The sequence below is a fragment of the Rhizobacter sp. genome (assembly GCF_046595475.1).
Taxonomy (GTDB): Bacteria; Pseudomonadota; Gammaproteobacteria; order Burkholderiales; family Burkholderiaceae_C; genus Rhizobacter.
On record NZ_JBKJOQ010000045.1, the window covers coordinates 39336 to 56477 of the forward strand.

General features: G+C 66.2%; 15 protein-coding genes. 7 read left to right on the top strand and 8 right to left on the bottom strand.

Going from position 1 to position 17142, the window contains the following annotated elements; translation table 11 throughout:
- Positions 1-64: 64 nt before the first annotated feature.
- Complete coding sequence (locus AC30QB_RS08300) at positions 65-694, bottom strand: glutathione S-transferase family protein (protein ID WP_489545730.1); 630 nt, start codon at positions 692-694, stop codon at positions 65-67.
- A gap of 430 nt (positions 695-1124) precedes the next feature.
- Between AC30QB_RS08300 and AC30QB_RS08305 the strand changes: the two genes are divergently transcribed.
- The 7 genes from AC30QB_RS08305 (at position 1125) to AC30QB_RS08335 (ending at position 9597) form a co-directional block, all read left to right on the top strand.
- Positions 1125-3770 (top strand): TonB-dependent receptor, encoded by a 2646-nt coding sequence (locus AC30QB_RS08305; RefSeq protein ID WP_489545731.1) that lies wholly within the window; start codon positions 1125-1127, stop codon positions 3768-3770.
- A gap of 88 nt (positions 3771-3858) precedes the next feature.
- A complete protein-coding gene (locus tag AC30QB_RS08310) occupies positions 3859-4029 on the top strand; it encodes a hypothetical protein (protein WP_489545732.1) in 171 nt (56 codons plus the stop codon).
- 83 nt (positions 4030-4112) lie between these two features.
- Positions 4113-5744, top strand: coding sequence for an ABC transporter substrate-binding protein (locus AC30QB_RS08315; protein WP_489545733.1), 1632 nt, complete (start codon positions 4113-4115; stop codon positions 5742-5744).
- Between the two features lie 25 nt (positions 5745-5769).
- Positions 5770-6723, top strand: coding sequence for an ABC transporter permease (locus AC30QB_RS08320; RefSeq protein ID WP_489545734.1), 954 nt, complete (start codon positions 5770-5772; stop codon positions 6721-6723).
- A 6-nt stretch (positions 6724-6729) separates the two neighbouring features.
- Positions 6730-7617: an ABC transporter permease gene (locus tag AC30QB_RS08325; protein WP_489545735.1), complete on the top strand. Its 888-nt coding sequence runs from the start codon at positions 6730-6732 to the stop codon at positions 7615-7617.
- Entirely contained in the window at positions 7614-8609 is a 996-nt protein-coding gene (locus AC30QB_RS08330) for an ABC transporter ATP-binding protein (protein WP_489545736.1), read from the top strand. Before AC30QB_RS08325 ends, AC30QB_RS08330 begins: the two co-directional genes overlap by 4 nt.
- 10 nt (positions 8610-8619) lie before the next feature.
- Complete coding sequence (locus AC30QB_RS08335; protein ID WP_489545737.1) at positions 8620-9597, top strand: ABC transporter ATP-binding protein; 978 nt, start codon at positions 8620-8622, stop codon at positions 9595-9597.
- A gap of 161 nt (positions 9598-9758) precedes the next feature.
- Here the strand turns inward: AC30QB_RS08335 and AC30QB_RS08340 are convergent, their stop codons facing one another.
- From AC30QB_RS08340 to AC30QB_RS08370, 7 genes are all read right to left on the bottom strand, one after another.
- Positions 9759-9938, bottom strand: a complete 180-nt coding sequence (locus tag AC30QB_RS08340; RefSeq protein WP_489545738.1) for a hypothetical protein — start codon at positions 9936-9938, stop codon at positions 9759-9761.
- Positions 9939-10060: 122 nt separating this feature from the next.
- Positions 10061-11869 (bottom strand): aminopeptidase P family protein, encoded by a 1809-nt coding sequence (locus AC30QB_RS08345; protein WP_489545739.1) that lies wholly within the window; start codon positions 11867-11869, stop codon positions 10061-10063.
- Positions 11870-12023: 154 nt separating this feature from the next.
- Complete coding sequence (locus tag AC30QB_RS08350) at positions 12024-13418, bottom strand: NAD(P)/FAD-dependent oxidoreductase (protein ID WP_489545740.1); 1395 nt, start codon at positions 13416-13418, stop codon at positions 12024-12026.
- A 5-nt stretch (positions 13419-13423) separates the two neighbouring features.
- A complete protein-coding gene (locus AC30QB_RS08355) occupies positions 13424-13624 on the bottom strand; it encodes a hypothetical protein (RefSeq protein ID WP_489545741.1) in 201 nt (66 codons plus the stop codon).
- A complete protein-coding gene (locus tag AC30QB_RS08360; RefSeq protein ID WP_489545742.1) occupies positions 13621-14310 on the bottom strand; it encodes a hypothetical protein in 690 nt (229 codons plus the stop codon). Before AC30QB_RS08360 ends, AC30QB_RS08355 begins: the two co-directional genes overlap by 4 nt.
- Complete coding sequence (locus AC30QB_RS08365) at positions 14303-14992, bottom strand: hypothetical protein (RefSeq protein ID WP_489545743.1); 690 nt, start codon at positions 14990-14992, stop codon at positions 14303-14305. Before AC30QB_RS08365 ends, AC30QB_RS08360 begins: the two co-directional genes overlap by 8 nt.
- Positions 14993-15218: 226 nt before the next feature.
- Positions 15219-16958, bottom strand: a complete 1740-nt coding sequence (locus AC30QB_RS08370) for a hypothetical protein (protein WP_489545744.1) — start codon at positions 16956-16958, stop codon at positions 15219-15221.
- Positions 16959-17142 lie beyond the last annotated feature (184 nt).

Sequence of the window (17142 nt, forward strand, 5' to 3'; positions counted from 1 at the left end):
GCCGTGGCGCAGTAGACCGCGCCACCTTCAAGCCGATCTGTCGCGAGGTGGGTCGGCCTTTTTGTCAGCGGGTGAAGTGGCGCGCGAACACGGGGGCGACGCTCGCGTGGGCCTCGACGCGCAGCAGCGTCGCAAAGAATTCCGGCCGCGACGCCTTCAGATGCGCCCGCGCACCCGACCACTTCGACACCACTGCCGCCAGGATGTCGAGCGCGCTCGGCGCGGCGCCGGCTGGCAGCAGCTGTGCCTGGAACTGGTCGGCAAACACGTCCCAGCAGTGGTGCAGCCGGGCCCGGGTGCCGCGGATGATGCGCTCGCGCGCCGAGTCGTCGATGTCGGCGCACCAGCGCTCGGGGTAGTCGTTCACGCCTATGGCGGCGTAGCAGTTGGCTGCGATGTAGACCAGGCCGCGCAGGGCCTGTGCGCGCTGCATCTCGTCGTTGGGCAGCAGCTGCGCTTCTGGGTAGGCCAGCCCCAGGTGGATCAGGATGGCAGCGCTCTCGGTCATTGCGCTGCCGTCAGGCAAGGCCAGCGTGGGAATCTGCTGCAGCGGGTTGATGGCACGCAGCTCTGCCAGTGCGGAGTCGGGCTCCCAGGTAGAGGCGGTGACGTTGCGGTAAGGCGCCCCGGTACGCTCGAGGGCAGCCTCGATGGCGGCCGAGCCCGAGCCTGCAGAGCCGAAGAGTGTGTACATGGCGGTGCACCTGTTGACGCGTGACCGCAAGGTTAAGCCGTACGTCATTCCTGTGAACAGAAAAAAGGCGACAGGGCAGTGCCGTGTCGCCAACAGGAGATCCGGGTTCAGCCGGCCGACGCCGGGGTCACCGGTTCGGCCCGCCTTGCCCGGATGTTTCAGGAGCCGCAGCTTCGTGCACGTGTTTCGCCTCAGGTAGATGAAAAGTTTCGGCGCTTGAAGCGGCGGGCGTTGATCTGCGCGTCGACAGCGCCTGCCGCTCGCTGAGCGGCGGTGGCGAAGCGCCTCTCGCTCGGGATTCTCGCGGCCACTGCTTGGAAGCGGGCTGAGGGTAATCCTAGTGTTGACTATATTTCCTAGTCCAAACTAAAAATACCTCATACACAAAGGGCTTCCATCGATGGAGCTCTCAACATGAGGAGACGAGTTCATGCGTTACCGACTTGCTGCCGGATGGCTTTTGCTGGGAATGATCGTCAACGCTTCAGCGGTGGCCCAGACGGCGCCCGATCCGGCGGCCCCATCGGCTTCAGCGCCGGCGCCGGCCGCTGCAGCTGTCGACCCGGCTGTGTCGCCACCCGCTGCTGCTGCGTCGGCAGTGGCGCCGCCGGCAGCGGCCGCTTCTGCGGCAGCGCCCGCCGAAGGCCCCGCCACGGCGACTCTCGAGCCCGTCATGATCACGTCTGCCAAGCGTGAGCAGACGCTGCGCGAGGTGCCTATTTCGGTGGCGGTGACGACGGCGGCCACGCTCGAAAAGTCGCATGTGCGTGACCTCATCGACCTGCAGACCACCGTCCCCTCGCTCAAGGTGGCGCAGTTCAACGCGGTCGGCCAAACCAACTTCATCATCCGCGGCTTCGGCAACGGCGCTGGCAACGACGGCATCGAAAGCGCGGTCGGCGTCTTCGTCGACGGTGTCTACCGCTCACGCACTTCGTCGGCGCTGGACGACCTGCCCGAGGTTCAGCGCATCGAGGTGCTGCGTGGCCCTCAATCGACTCTCTTCGGCAAGAACGTATCGGCAGGGGTGATCAATATCGTGACAACTCCGCCGCAGTTCAAGTTCGGCGGCTCGGCCTCGGTCGACTTCGGCAACTACAACCTGCGCCAGCAGCGCTTCACCGTCACCGGGCCGTTGAGCGACAGCGTCGCCGCACGCATCTCAGGCAGCCACAACGAGCGCGACGGTTACCAGCGCAACGACACCACTGGCAATGACGTCAACGACCGCAACCGCAGCTCGCTGCGCGCTGACGTGTTGTGGAAGGCGACGGACGAACTCTCGGTTCGTGTGATCGGTGACTACAACAAGATCAAGGAAACCTGCTGCGGCGTGGTGTCGCTCTACAACGGCCCGGCCACCCAATTCATCGGTGCGCCATCACCCTTTGGCCTGGGCCAGCCGGTGGGCGACCCTGAGAAGAAATTCGACGACCACATTATTTTCAACACCGACCCCACCAACCGGCTCAGTGGCAAGGGGCTCTCCGCACAAGCCGACTGGAAAACCGCTGCCGGTACGCTGACTTCGATCACCGCGCAACGCAAGCAGACCAACTCGTCGATCCAGGACGTGGACTTCACGGGTGCTGACCTGGCCAACAAGAACCAGTCGAGCGACATCTCCACCTTCACACAAGAGTTGCGCTTCGCGTCCAAAGGCGACGAGCGGGCGCGCTGGTTGCTCGGTGGCTTCTACCAAAAGGAAAAACTCAACACCGGTGTCGACGTGGCCTACGGGCCCGGTCTGCGCGCCTATGCCGACGGCCTGAGCGGCCCGGTACCGGGTGCGCTGCTCGCCGCGCTTCCGGCGGCTTTGCAAACGGCATTGGCGGGTCGATCCAACATCTATGCACTTGAGCTTCTGCAGAGCCTGGTGACGCCGAGCATCGTGCCAGGGTCGACCTATTTCCAGGCGGGCCAGGGCATCAACGACCACTACAAGATGACCCAGGACTCGTACTCGATCTTCGGCAACCTTGACTACGACGTCACCGACCGGCTCACCCTCACCGCCGGCCTGGCCTACCTGCGCGACCGCAAGCGCGCTGAGTCCAATGTCGTGCTCACCGACAGCTTCGCTGCCCTCAACCTGCAGAGCGTGCCGCAGTTTCCTGTGATCGGTCTGCCGGGCAACCTTTACGGCCCGCTGGGCGGCCTGCAGTTCTTTTACGCCAACTCGCCCGATCACGCGCCCGTCAACTACCCCAACGCCAGCGAGTCCGGCACGTTGAACGGCGACAAGCTCACCAAGACTTTTCGCGCCGCATATGACTTCGGGTCCGTGAACACCTACGCCACCTACGCCACCGGGTGGAAGGCGGGCGCGTACAACCTGTCGTCAGACAGCCGCCCGCCCACCAACGGAGTGGGCCGCAGCGCCGAGCCTGAAAACGTGTCGGTGATCGAGCTAGGCCTGAAGTCGGAGTTCCGCCGCGGCTACGTCACGCTTGCGGTCTTCGACCAGACCATCAAGGGTTTCCAGTCCAACGCCTACACCGGCACCGGCTACAGCTTGGTCAATGCGGGCAAAGAGTCGACACGCGGTTTCGAGTTCGACGCGGCCTGGCAGCCTATCCCTTGGCTGGCGCTCACGGGTGCGGCCACCTACCTTGATGCCAAGTACGACTCGTTCCAACAAGCACCGTGCGTTTCATTCGACACCGTGCGCTGCCCGACCGACCCCGCCACGGGCCTCACGCCCAACTTCCGCGACCTGTCGGGTGACCGGCCCGCCGGAATCCCGCGTTGGTCGCTCTCGGCCACCTTCACCCTCTCTCACGATTTCGGTGAGGGGCTCAGCGGCTTTCTGCGCGGCGAATACGACTACGCCAGCAAGACGCTCCTGAGCGAAACCACACCACCTGAGCTGTCGACCTGGGGGCGCAGCAACGTCAACGCCAGCCTGGGCCTGGTCAACAAGCCCGATCACTGGGAGGTGATTCTGTGGGCGCGCAACCTGACCAACCACCGCGACATCGCTGGCGCTTTCCCGACGGTCGCGCAGAGCGGGAGCTACAGCGGTTTCCCCAACGCGCCACGCATGTTCGGCGTGACGCTCGGCACGCGCTTCTGATCCCCTCGAAACGAAACTCGCAGAGAGAACAGCATGTCAATCCTGGGCCACGAGCAAGCGACAGACGATGGTCGGCGGGCTGACTCTCGTGCGAAACACACCACGCGTTCAGGTCTTCGGCGGCAAGCAGGTCTCGATCGATGGCCCGCCCTATGCCCCGCAGAACCACATGCTCTACGAGGGCGTGCTGACGACGGCCATTCGAACTTCGCTGGTGCATGACCAAGTGCATGCATTCGAGCACACAGAAAACGCTTGAGCTTCGGGCGTGAACCGCACTCAGCAAACCAACACGCCTGCAGCGCAGACCGTGCCATTTCAGAACACCCCAAGGAGACAAGCATGAACATCGAAAGACGTGAGGTTTTGCAGTCACTGGCCGCGATGGCGGCCCTGGCCACCATGAGCTTCAGCAGCAAAGCCAGTGCGCACGCGCCCGCCCTCGATCTGGCCGCGCAGCCCTTTGCCAAGCTGGCCAGCGGCGAAAAGCCCGTGCGCGGGGGCACCCTGCGGCTGGCAGCACCGCAGTACATCGGGTTCTTGAACCCGAACCGCTGGCCGGTCAACGACTGGCTCAACATCAACTTCGTCCATCAGAAGCTCTTGGTCACCGACGGCTCGTACCGGCCGACGATCCCGTTCCTTGCCGAATCGGTGCAACGCGAGGGCGCCACCGCGGCGCTGGTCACCTTGCGCGATGGCATCAAGTTTCACGACGGTACGCCGCTGGATGCCGAGGCCATCAAGCGCCAAATCGCCTGGATCCGCACGCCCGCGAATGCCACCTTCACCATCAGCTGGCTGGCCAATCTCGATACGGTCGAGGTCGTGTCGCCACTGAAGCTGCGCTGGACCTTCAAGAAGCCTTGGGCGGCGTTCGAGGGCACTGTGGCCAATGTGCCGGGCTACGCGCTGTCGCCGACCGCACTCGAGGCCGACGCCAAGCGCTTCGAGACCGTCGATCCGAAGGGGGTCGGGCCTTACATCGTGGAAGAAGCCAGCCCCGGCAACTTTCTCAAGCTCAAGCGCAACCCGAATTACTGGTTGGCCAAGGTGCTGGGCCAGCCCGATGCGCCCTATCACGACCATGTGCTGATCTCGGTGATTCCCGACCCGGCCATTCGCCTGGCGAGCTTTCGCGCCGGCAAGCTCGACATCCTCGCACTGGAGAAGTCGCAGTACGCCACGCTCAAGGACGACAAGACCTTCAACACCTACACCATGCCGGTCAACACCACGGCGGCCCTGCGCATGAATGCGGTGAAGGGCCCGTGTGCCGACATCAGGGTGCGCCAGGCCATACGCCATGCCGTCGATGTCAAGGCGCTGATCCAGGGCACACAACGCGGCCTCGGCCGCATCGCAAGCGGCGTGCTCCCCGGCGACCACTGGGCCCACAACCCCGAGCTGAAGGCGGTGGAGTTCAACCCCAAGCTGGCGAAGACGCTGCTCGCGCAGGCCGGGCACGAAAAGGGCGTCACCATCCGCGGCTTCATCATCAACGTGGCAGCGGCGGTCGAGGTGTCGCAGGCGATCAAGTACATGCTGTCCCAGGTGGGCATCGACTGGCAGGTTGAAGCGCTTTCTCCGGTGGCGGCTGACGCGCGGCGCAAGTCGCTCGACTGGGACTTGTGCACTGGCGGATGGACCTACATCTATGACCCCGATTTGGTGATCACCGGCTTGTATTCACCCAAGGGCAGCTTCCCCGAAGGCCGCCCGGAATCGCCGGCACGCACGGCCGCGATCGAGGCTGCACGCGAGGAGGCCAACCCCGAAAAGCGGCAGGCGATGTATCGCGAGCTGGAAAAACAAATCAGCGACGAAGCCCTGGATCTCTGGCTCTGGTGGGAAGAGTCGGCCACTGCCTATCAAAAGTGGGTGCTTGGCCACGACAACGATGCCTTGGTGAAACACAAGGAGGCCTACTTTGTCACCCACAGCACCTGGTTTGCCAATGGCAAGTCCGGTTGAGCGCAGGCGCAGGCACGGCTGATCCATGCTCTCCTTTGTTGTAAGCCGCGCCGGCCAGGCGCTGGCGGTGCTGTGCATGGTCGTTGTGCTGTCCTTCGCGGCGGTGCAACTGATGCCGGGCGACGCCTTGCTGGTGGCCCTCGAAGCCACCGGCAACGTTGCCGATACGCGCGGGCTGGACGAGGTGCGCAAGGCCTATGGCGTCAACGGCACGGTGGTCGAGCAGTTCTCGCGCTGGCTGGGCAAATTCGTGCGCGGCGACTGGGGCACATCGATGGGCACCGGGCAAGACGTGCTGGAGATGTTCTTGCAGCGCGCGCCGATCACGCTAGAGCTGTTCTTTGGTGGCTTGCTCTGGGCACTGCTGATCGGCGTGCCCGTGGGCATGGTCTGCGCGTTCAAGCGCGGCTCCAAGCTCGACACCTTCCTGAGCGGCGCGAGCCTGACCGGCGTGGCGCTGCCGCCGACCTTCGAGGCGCTGGCGCTGATCTACATCTTCAGCGTGATGTTCCGCATCCTGCCGGTGTCGGGCTACACCCCGTTCAGCGTCGACCCGTGGGAGAACATCTTGTCGATGCTGCTGCCCAGCTTTGTCATCGGCTCACACCTGGCCGGCGTGCTGGCGCGCTATGTGCGTGCCAGCCTGCTCGAAGTACTGCGCCAGGATTTCATTCGCACGGCGCGCTCCAAGGGGCTGACCGAAACGCAGATCATGCTGCGCCATGCGATCAAGCCATCGATGATCCCGATCGTCACGGTGCTGGGCTTTACCTTCGGCGGCATGCTGGCGGGTTCGTTCATCGTCGAGGTGATCTTCGCTCTGCCCGGCATCGGCCGCATGGCGGTAGACGCCATCTTCGCGAAAGACTTCCCGGTGATCCAGGCGGTACTGGTGGTGGCTTCGGTCAACGTGCTGCTCGTCAACTTTCTGGTCGACATCGCCTACGCGGCGCTCGACCCTCGCATTCGGCTTCGCTAGGATTTCATGAGCGCCATTTCCTCAACGCTGCCCTCGCTGGCACCCCGCGTGCACCGGCGCATCGCGTCGATGATCGGCGCGCTGTGGCATTCACGCGGCGCCGTGCGCTTCGGCATGGCGGTGATCGTGACGATGATCGCCGTGTCGCTGCTCGCACCCTGGATATCGCCCTACGACGTCAACGCGCAAGACATGTACAACCTGCTGCAAGGGCCGACGGCCCAGCACTGGCTGGGCACCGACAACCTTGGCCGCGACATGTTCACCCGAATCCTCTGGGGCGGGCGGGTGCCGCTGGTGGTGGCTGCCGTGGCCACGCTGTTGGCCGCGACGATCGGCATCTTCATCGGGCTGGTCTCGGGCATGGCCGGCGGCCGCGTCGATGCGGTGCTGATGCGCACCGCTGATGCCTTCATCTGCTTTCCGGCCCTGGTCTTCACGCTGGTGTTGTCGGCGATCGTCGGGCCCGGCATCCACAACGTGATCATTTCGCTGGCGGTGTTCGGTTGGACCGGCTTTGCGCGCATCACGCGTGGCCAGGTGATGGTGGTGCGCGAGCTGCAGTACATCGAGGCGGCGCGGGCCATCGGCATGAGCCGCGCGCGCTTGCTACGGGTGCATGTGCTCCCCAACGTGCTGGCGCCGCTGATCATCGCCAGCGCGCTGACCGCGGGAACGGCGATCTTGGTCGAAGCCGCAGCGTCCTTCCTGGGTGTGGGCGTGCAGCCCCCCGCGGCCAGCTGGGGGCAAGAGCTGTACACCGGGTTTCGCCTGCTCGAGCAGGCGCCGCAGATCGCCTTTGCCGCCGGCACGATGGTGACGCTGGCGGTGCTGGCCTTCAACTACCTCGGTGACGGTCTGCGTGACCTGCTCGACCCGCGGGTCGGCCGATGAACGACGTCTCCCCCTTGCTGCAGGTGCGTGACCTGCGGGTCGACTTCCCTGGTCGCGGTGGCGTGGTGCACGCTGTCGACGGCATTTCATTCGACGTGCGGCCGCACGAAGTGGTGGCGCTGGTGGGCGAAAGCGGCTGCGGCAAGAGCACTGCGGCTTACTCGATCCTGCGCTTGATCGGTGAGCCCGGCCACGTCAGTGGCGGCCAGGTGCTGTTCGAGGGCCAAGACCTGCTCGGCCTGAGCGACGACGCGATGCGCTCGGTGCGGGGCAATCGCATTTCGATGGTGTTCCAGGAGCCGATGTCGAGCTTGAACCCGGTGCAGCGCATAGGCGACCAGGTGGCTGAGCCCTTGCTGCAGCATGGGCTGGCCAACAAGCGCCAGGCCTTGGAGCGCGCCGCCCAGCTGCTGGAGCGCGTGAACATACCCGACCCGCGTGCGCGCCTGCGCGACTACCCGCACCACTTCAGCGGCGGCATGCGCCAGCGCGTGATGATCGCGATCGCGATGGCGTGCTCACCTCGGTTGATCGTGGCCGACGAGCCCACCACGGCACTCGATGTGACGGTGCAGGCGCAGATCATCGAGCTGCTGCGCAGCGCCGTGCAGGCCGACGCCACCGGGTTGCTGCTGATCACCCACAACCTGGCGGTGGTGGCGCGGTACGCCGACCGGGTGTACGTGATGTACGGCGGGCGCATCGTCGAATCGGCCAACGCCGACGACTTGTTCGCCAGCCCCAGCCACCCGTACACCGTTGGCCTGCTGAATTCGGTTCCGACGCTGGCCCAGACGAACGGTGAACCGCTGCAGCCGATCGCCGGCCAACCCTTCGACCCCCTGCAGCGCCCCACGGGTTGCAGCTTCCACCCACGCTGCCCGCGTGCCATGGCGCGATGCAGAACCGAATCGCCGCCCGATTTCGAGCCACGCCTGGCGCACAAGGTGGCTTGCTGGTTGGCGGCCGATGTCGGCACCGACACGCCCTAGGAGCACCGCGTTGCTGCAAGTCAAAGACCTGCGGGTCAGCTTTAAACGCAAGGCCTCGGGCCTCTTCAAACCCGCACCGGCGCCGCTGGTCGCGGTCAATGGGGTTGACCTCGGCATTGGCAAAGGTGAGTCTGTGGGCCTGGTCGGCGAAAGCGGCTGCGGCAAGTCGACCCTGGCGCGCGCGATTCTGCAGCTGGTGCGCCCCGCCAGTGGCGGTGTGGTGTTCGACGGCGTCGATCTCTGCCAGCTCGGCGAGGCCGCGTTGCGACCCTATCGACGTCACATTCAGATGGTCTTTCAAGACCCTTTCAGCTCGCTCAACCCGCGCCTTACCGCAGGGCAGGCAGTGGCCGAGCCGATCATCGTGCACGGCCTGGTGCCCGAGCGCGAGGTCGCGGCCCGGGCGGCCGAGCTGTTCGAACTGGTCGGCCTGAACCCCGGCATGCTCGGGCGCTACCCGCATGAATTCAGCGGTGGCCAGCGCCAGCGTGTGGGCATCGCGCGAGCGCTCGCCGCCAATCCCAGGCTGCTGATCTGCGACGAGCCGGTGTCGTCACTCGACGTGTCGATCCAGGCGCAAATCGTCAACTTGTTTGAGGATCTGCGCGGCCGCTTGGGCCTGGCCTACCTGTTCGTGTCGCATGACCTGGCGGTGGTGCGGCACTTGAGCGATCGCATCGCGGTGATGTACCTCGGGCGCATTGTCGAGCTGGCGGCCAAAGACGATCTATACCGCCGGCCGGTGCACCCCTATACGCAGCTGTTGATCGAGACCATTCCAACCACGAACCGAGAGGCAGAGAAGCTGCGCCCGCCGACCCGGCTGCGTGGCGAGCTGCCCAGCCCGCTGAACCCGCCCGCGGGTTGCGGCTTTCACCCACGCTGCCCCCATGCAATGGACATCTGCCGCACGACTCCCCCCGAACTGAGCTTGCGAGCCGATGGCCGGCACGTGGCCTGCCATCTGCCAGCCTTGTCAGTCCTGTGAAAACGTGAACTCAGTCTCTGCGCACGGCTCAAGCGCTCTCGACGACGAGCCGTACTCAACAGAAAAAAGGCGACAGGGCAGGTGCCGTGTCGCCAACAGGAGATCCGGATTCAGCGGGCCGACGCCGGGGTCGCCGGGTCGGCCCGCCTGGCCCGGATGTTTCAGGAGCTGCGCTTGCCGGTGATGATCACTGCTTCAAGCTGGATGACAGGGGCGGGGGCTTTTGCGACTTCAGCAGCCGGCTTGGCGGCCGGTGTGCCGAGCAGTGCGCTTGCAAGCGCCACGTGGCCGGCGATCAGCACGACGAAGGTCAGGGCGGGGGCGGCGATGCGTTCAAACATGATGGGCTCCAAGTGCTTTGTGTGTTGCGTTGGAGTGAACTCTAGGCAGCGGCCCCCGCCTTGCCTACCGGATTGCGATGAACTGCCTGAAGCGCGGCATGAGCCGCGGTGGGGCTGGACGGTCAGAGCGGCTGGGTGCGCTTGTTGAGCCAGGCGAGTGCGTCGCCGGCCACCAGCGGCGCCACGCGCTCGCGCACCACGGCGTGGTAGCGGTTGAGCCAGTCGATCTCGTCGGCGCGCAGCAAGCGCTGGTCGATGCAGCGGGTGTCGATGGGGCACAGCGTGAGCGTCTCGAATTCAAGGAACTCGCCGAAGGCGCCGCCCTCGGGTGTGTCGCAAGGCACGTTGAGTACCAGGTTCTCGATGCGCACGCCCCATTGGCCTTGGCGGTACAGGCCGGGCTCGATGCTGGTGATCATGCCGGGCTCCATGGCCATGTGCGGCTCGGGCAGCGTCTTCGAGATGCTCTGCGGGCCTTCGTGCACATTCAGGAAGTAGCCCACGCCGTGGCCGGTGCCGTGGCCGTAGTCGAGCCCCTGCTCCCACAGCGGGGCACGGGCGATGGCGTCGATCATGGGTGACAGCGTGCCGCGCGGGAAGCGCGTGCGGCTGAGGGCGATCGTGCCCTTGAGCACCAGGGTGTAGTCGCGCTGATGAGCCGACGTGATGGTGCCTATGGGCCAGACGCGGGTGATGTCGGTGGTGCCGCCCAGGTACTGGCCGCCGCTGTCGATGAGCAACATGCCGTCGCCCTCGATCACGGCATGCGACTCGGCCGTGGCGCGGTAGTGCGGCATGGCGCCGTTGGCGTTGTAGCCGGCAATGGTGTTGAAGCTCAGGCCCACGAAGCCAGGGCGTTTGGCGCGCGCGGCGCTCAGCTTCTCGTCGACGGTGAGCTCGGTGATGCGCTCCTTGCCCAACGCTTGCTCGAACCACGCATAGAACTCGCACATGGCCGCGCCGTCTTGTGCCATGGCCTCGCGCACCTGGGCAGCTTCGCTCTTGCTCTTGCGGCTCTTGAACAAGGTGCTGGGGTTGATGGCTTCGATCACGCGCACGCCAGCCCCCACGTTCTGCTTCAGGCCGAGCGTGACGCGGCGCGGATCGATCAGCAGCGTGTCTGCTGCGTTCAGAGCCTTCAGGGCCACGCCCGCTTGCGCGTAGGGCGCGAGCTTCACGCCGTCGGCGATGAGCGCCTTTTGCAGCGCCGGTGGCACCTTGCCATCGGCCACGAACAGCGTGGCACCGTGCAGGTCGATCAGCGCGTGCGCCAGGAAGACGGGGTTGTAGCTGACGTCGGAGCCGCGCAGGTTGAAGAGCCAGGCGATGTCGTCGACTGTCGAGACAAAGTGCTGGCCGGCGCCGTGGCTTGCCATGGCCTCGCGCACTTGCCCCAGCTTGGCGGCGCGTGACAGGGGCGCATGTGGCGCCAGGTGTTCATAGACCGGCGCGTCGGGCAGGCCCGGCCGCTCGGGCCACACGGCGGCCAGCACATCGAAGGCGGTGCTCAGCTTCACACCCGCTTTGGTGAGGGTGGCCTGCAGCGCCTGCGCTGCGGCCAGGCCGAGCACGCTGCCGTCGACGCCCACGGTCTGGCCTGCGCTGACATGCGTGGCCAGCCAGTCGAGGTGGTGGCTGGCGGTGCCGGTGGGAATCTTCACGAGCGTGATGCCCGTGCCCGCGATCTCGGCTTCCGCCTGCACCCAGTAGCGGCTGTCGGCAAACAGCGCGGCCTCGTCGAGCGTGATGGCCAGCGTGGCCATGGAGCCGGTGAAGCCGGAAAGCCACTGCCTGCCTTGCCAGCGCTCGGGCAGGTATTCAGACAGGTGCGGGTCGCTGGAGGGTACGAGCACGGCGGCCAGGCCGCATTGTTTCAGTGCGTCGCGCACGCGCTCGAGTCGCAGGCGGATGGGGGAGGTGCGGGTGTCCATGGTGCGGTCCGGGTGTGCCGCGCTGCTGCTCCGTATGGGGGCCACGCGCGGGCGATGTGGGGGTCGCTGGATTCTAGGAGGCTGGGCAGGTCATAGCGCAAAGGCACCACTGGGCTTCGCCCTTGGAACTTGGGCGCCTGCTTCAGGCCCGGTCTCAGGCCAGGGGTTGAGTGTCGACCGCGTCCACCAGCGTCGGGGGCAGGGTGTCGGGCTCGCCGTGCGCGGCGGGCTCGGCTACCACCCGCGCATGCCGCTCAAAGGTGAAGTAGGCCCAGGCCCAGTCGATCAGCACGAACAAGCGGTTGCGAAAGCCGATCAGGAAGTAGATGTGCGCGAAGAGCCAGAACAGCCAGGCGAAAAAGCCTGAGAAGCGCAGGCTGCCGATCACCGGCACTGTGAGGTCGACCACCGCCGCGCGCCGCCCGATGGTGGCCAGGCTGCCGTAGTCGCGGTAGCGGAAGGCAAGCGGCGTCTCTTGCTTCAGGCGGCGCAGCAGGTTGGTGGCCGCCAGGCGGCCCATCTGCTTGGCCGCAGGGCTCACGCCGGGCACCGAGGCGGGCGTGCCGGGGCCATGGCTCTTGGCCGCGGCCAGGTCGCCGATGACCGTGATCTCGGGGTGGCCGGTGAGGCTCAGGTCGGGCTGCACGACCACCCGGCCGGCGCGGTCGAGCGCAGCGCCTGCGGTGGCCTCAAGTGAGCGGCCAAGTGCTGAGCCCGCCACGCCAGCGGCCCAGACCACGGTGCGGCTGGGCAGGTGGTGTGCGAGCTCCACATCGCCTTCATGCGATGTGTAGCTCACGCCGCTCGCGTTGATGCCGGTCACCAGGCAACCGGTGCGCACGTCGACATGCAAGCGCTTGAGCTGCTCGCGCGCACGCTTCTGCAGCACGGGCACGAAGCTGCCCAGCACTTTGTCAGAGGCTTCGAGCAGCACCACGCGTGCGAGCTTTGAGTCGATGCGCTTGAATTCGCGCGACAGCGTCTGCTGTGCGATCTCGCTCAGCGTGCCCGCCATCTCCACGCCGGTGGGGCCGGCACCGACCACCACGAAGCTCATCCACACGGCGCGCTCGAGGGGGTCGCTGCAGCGCTCGGCGCGCTCGAAGGCGCCTATCACCCGGGCGCGAATGTCGAAGGCATCGGCCAGCGTCTTCAGGCCCGGCGCGTGTGGCGCCCAGCTGTCATGGCCGAAGTAGCTGTGGCTTGCGCCCGCGGCCACGATAAGGTGGTCGTAGCCCAGGCGCTCTCCGTCATCGAGCACGATCAAGCGGGTGGCGGCGTCGATGGCGCTCACCTCGCCTTGCAGCACCGTCAGGTTGCCGCGTGCGATCTGTTTGCGCAAGATGTGGCGTATGGGCGCCGAGATGGCCGGCGCGCTCAGGCCTGCTGTTGCCACCTGGTAGAGCAGGGGCTGGAACAGGTGGTGGTTGGTGCGGTCTATGAGGGTGATGTTCACCGGCGCCTTCGCCAGCGCGCGCACGGCTTCGAGGCCACCGAAGCCGCCGCCGATGATGATGACCTGGGGTTTGTGGTTGGGTTGGGCTTTCATGGCAATCAGATTTCGGTGGAGATTTGCAGGTCGGCGCCGAGCTCTTCTTCGATCTTTCTGAAGAACGGTGCACGCGTTTTCTCATTGGCCATCTTGAGGGGCAGAAAAATGGCGAGCTGCTCTGGGTAGTCGCCATACGACAAACCGTCATCGCGCAGGATGTTGCAGTAGTTCCAGAGCTTCTGAACGAGGGTGGATGCGTTCATGGAAGGCTCAGTGAAGCAATGCGTTGAAGGCAATCAAGCACGATGCCCGCGCGGATGGGTTGGGCCACGATACCGGGCAGCGCATTGGCCATCTCCGGGTGAGCCAACAAGGCTTTGGTCTGCTGCACCACGTGTTGGCGTACCGATGGTTCTGCCCGTGCCAACTCGTCGGCCAGCTCGGCTCGACCGTCGATCACCGTGATGATGTCTTCGAGATCGTGGCTCAGGTACACGTCGCGCCCGCCGCGGTCATTGAAGGCTTCGAACTTGGTGGCCAGAAAGTGCGGCGCATTCAGATGGCGCAGCGAGAGGCCTGGTGCGATTTGTGTGGCGACTGCGGTCGCGAAGCCAGGCCGGTACCAGCGGTTGGCAAAGCCCAGCACGCGTTCATCAACGGGCACCAGGTCGAGCTGCATGCGATTCCAGAACCAGCGAAAAGGTGGCGTGTTGTTGGCAATCGTCTGCTTGAAGCCGCGCGCGGCCAGCAGTGGTCGCATGGCGTTGTAGCCCGCGATCGTGGCCACTTCGATGATTGCGTCAACGTCTTCGGTGGGGCGCACATCAGCCGCTGCCGGGTTGGTGAGCAGCAGGCCGGTGGCGCACCCACCCACAAACACCAGGCGCTCGCGCAGTGGCCCGAGGGCCACTGCCATCGCACGCAGCAGCTCCAGGTTCGGGTCAAGCACGGCGCTTGCTCGCCGCCTTGGCGGCCGCCCCTGGCGGTGCCGGGTCAATCAGCTTTTGCAGCCGCGTGCCGGCCATGCCGCGCTCGCGCGCGCGGCCGGCACGCAAAGCGTCAAACAAGGCCAGCAGCTCGTAGAGCGCGGCATCACGCAAGGCTGCGTCGGGCACGCACGGGTGCAGAGGCAACAAGCCTTCGCCGCGCACTGTGCCGTGCGCATCGGGCCATACAAGCGGCTCGTGCCCTGGCGCAAACACGCCCACAAAGGCCGGGGCCGAATGGCTCGTGGGCACGCCTGGCCCCGCTGGTAGCCGCTCGGGGGCGAAAGCGTATTTGGCGCCATGCAGGGCGAACTCGGCGAGGTTGTGCCGGTTGACCACAGCCGCGCTGTCGAGGTGGCTGCGGGGCTCGGCGGCCACCGGGTTGGCGGCGGCTGCGTAGGCGCCTCGGGAGCGTGCTTCGCGGGCCACCATGGGTTTGGCGGCAGGTGACTGGGCGGCGGCTGAATAGGCCCGCGCGATGCCGGGATTGGCCAGCAGACCCGCGGTCAGCCCGCGTTTGACCGCGGCATGGGCTTCGGAGGCACTCAAACCCAGCTCGTGCGCGAGGCGTGCATAGGTCCAGTGCTGCTCACCCAAAGCGAGCAACTTCAAGGCGACGAGAAAGTCTTGCGGCTTGAGGTTCATATTCTTTATTCGCAAATCGCGAATAAAGAATGTACTGCAATCGGTCGCCGTCAACAAGCCTGCGATCGTGAGCCAGACGTTAACAATTGGAAGAACCCACAGGGTGCCGATTCGCCATTTTTGAAATGACAAACAAGGTGCTGCGTCGCATCCATCTGCTGGCGGGCGAGTAGTTCAGGCGTGGGCATCCAGGCGGGAAGGAGCGACTCTAGACGCAGGGAAACGCTCACTCCACCTGGTCAAACCTCAGCCCGCTCGAGCCTTCGCCGCGCCCGACCTGGCGTCGGTAGGCCGTCCAGACACAGGTGCTGCCGTCGGTCCAGCGCACCAGGCGGCGGGCCAAGGTGAGGCGCAGGCCTTCGCGGGGGATCTCTTCGTCATACACCTCGAACGGGTTGGAGGCGTTCAAGATGTGGCCGAGGGCGGGGTGCAGCACGGCCGAGCCATCGGGCTGGAGCACGGCGCCGCGGCGCAGGCGCGAAACGAGTTTTCCATCGACATGCGTCTGCACCGGCAGCAGCGGCACCCAGTGCGCCGGCACCTCGCTGGCCAGGCGATAGCGCAGCGGGTCATTCGTGCCCGTGCCCGTGCTCGACGGCTCGCCGCTCGCAATGTCGTTCGGCGGCGGGTTGGCCGCAGCGGCGAGCAGTGCTTCGCGGCGTGTCGATTGCTCGATCGGGCTCTCGATGCGGCGCTCTATGGCCCAGGCCAGGTTGGCCATTTCGTCGCGCATGAAGAGCACGTCTTCGAGCGCAGGGCCGTCGAGCACGCGCCCGGCCGCAGGCGGCAGGAAGAAGAGGTTGGTGGCTGGCCGCGCGATGAGGTCGGCCCCCGGGCGGCGGATGAACGCGTGCTGCCACATCGACCAGTTGGGCGCTGGCAGCGCCGGGTCGCCCATGGGGCGCAACAACAGCTTCACGCCGAATGAATCGGTGACGACCAGTGAATCGACGCGGGTGACCGAGCCCACCGGCAGTGTGAGCGGCACCACGAACCAGTCGTTGCCGTAGCCGCTGGCGTACTCGATCATCATCATCTGCGCGAGATCGGCCGGGCCGACGGCCACCAGCCCGTAGGCGAGCTGTGCGTCTTCCATCTCCCAGAAGCGCGGTGCTGGCCCGCCGCGAAAAGTGACTGGCGACGGCACCGTGGTTTCCACCAGCGTCGTGAACGCCTGGTCACCGTGGGTGCCGAGGTTTACTTCGCCGTCGAAGTCGAAGGCGCTCCAGTCGAGGTGGCCTTCGTCGTATTCGCCGGCGGTGAAGCTGAACTCGTCGCTCGGTGTGGCGGAGAGTCGCGCCGAGACGGAGAGGCCGTATTCGAGGCGGGCGGGGTCCCAGGCGTCGTCGGCCGCGGTGGCCGGCTCGCTGAAGAGGCTGTCGTACCAGGCGAGCCAGGCGTCGGCGGCCTGCTGCACTTCGGAGCGGTCGCCCGGCAAGATGTTGAGCACGGGATCAACCAGCCACTGCGCCACGCGCCCGGCGCGAATGTCGTCTGCAATGCGCCGCGCATCAGGTGCCCGGCCGAGCATGCTGCGGGCGAAGCGCGCGGTGGCGTCGTCGACTTGGCCACCCGCTTCGGTGGGCACCGCTTGCAGTGCGAACCTGACGATGAAGCCAGCGCGGTAGTTGCCGATGATCTCTTGCGCCGCCACCATGCGCAGGAAGTGCAGGCCAGCTTCGACGGCCACGCCGAGCAGGCGCGCGTCGTTGGCATCAGCGGCGCGCATGGGCCGGCGCTCGACCAGCGCTTCCAGCGGCAGCGCGGCGGGGTCGTAGCGCGATGCCACGAAGTTTGAGTCGGCCGGCAGCGCCCCCAGGTGAGCGCGTGTGAGCGACGCACTCGTGGCCTGCACGCGCGCTGCCACGGGTGTGCCGGTGTCTTCGGCCTGGTACTCGCCGGTCTGCCATTGGCGGGTCAGCAACCACAGCGGGTCGTACACACGCGCACTGGTGGTGTTGGCCATCTGCGCATCGCGGCAGTGCGTTTCCAGGCGGTGCCATGAGGTGATCGATGGCGTGCCCGCGGGCGGCAGGGGCGCCGGTGGCGGTGGAGGGGGTGGTGGCCGAGGGTGCGGCGGGCGTGGAGGTGGCGGCGCCGGAGGTTCCGGTGGCTCGGGCGGGTCACCGGGTCGGCGGCGCGCGAGGTCG

Bases quoted from the DNA above. Each gene is read 5' to 3' on its own strand.
- AC30QB_RS08300 (WP_489545730.1), bottom strand. From the start codon at position 694: ATGTACACACTCTTCGGCTCTGCAGGCTCGGGCTCGGCCGCCATCGAG.
- AC30QB_RS08305 (WP_489545731.1), top strand. From the start codon at position 1,125: ATGCGTTACCGACTTGCTGCCGGATGGCTTTTGCTGGGAATGATCGTC.
- AC30QB_RS08315 (WP_489545733.1), top strand. From the start codon at position 4,113: ATGAACATCGAAAGACGTGAGGTTTTGCAGTCACTGGCCGCGATGGCG.
- AC30QB_RS08320 (WP_489545734.1), top strand. From the start codon at position 5,770: ATGCTCTCCTTTGTTGTAAGCCGCGCCGGCCAGGCGCTGGCGGTGCTG.
- AC30QB_RS08325 (WP_489545735.1), top strand. From the start codon at position 6,730: ATGAGCGCCATTTCCTCAACGCTGCCCTCGCTGGCACCCCGCGTGCAC.
- AC30QB_RS08330 (WP_489545736.1), top strand. From the start codon at position 7,614: ATGAACGACGTCTCCCCCTTGCTGCAGGTGCGTGACCTGCGGGTCGAC.
- AC30QB_RS08340 (WP_489545738.1), bottom strand. From the start codon at position 9,938: ATGTTTGAACGCATCGCCGCCCCCGCCCTGACCTTCGTCGTGCTGATC.
- AC30QB_RS08345 (WP_489545739.1), bottom strand. From the start codon at position 11,869: ATGGACACCCGCACCTCCCCCATCCGCCTGCGACTCGAGCGCGTGCGC.
- AC30QB_RS08350 (WP_489545740.1), bottom strand. From the start codon at position 13,418: ATGAAAGCCCAACCCAACCACAAACCCCAGGTCATCATCATCGGCGGC.
- AC30QB_RS08355 (WP_489545741.1), bottom strand. From the start codon at position 13,624: ATGAACGCATCCACCCTCGTTCAGAAGCTCTGGAACTACTGCAACATC.
- AC30QB_RS08365 (WP_489545743.1), bottom strand. From the start codon at position 14,992: ATGAACCTCAAGCCGCAAGACTTTCTCGTCGCCTTGAAGTTGCTCGCT.
- AC30QB_RS08370 (WP_489545744.1), bottom strand. From the start codon at position 16,958: ATGGCCAACACCACCAGTGCGCGTGTGTACGACCCGCTGTGGTTGCTG.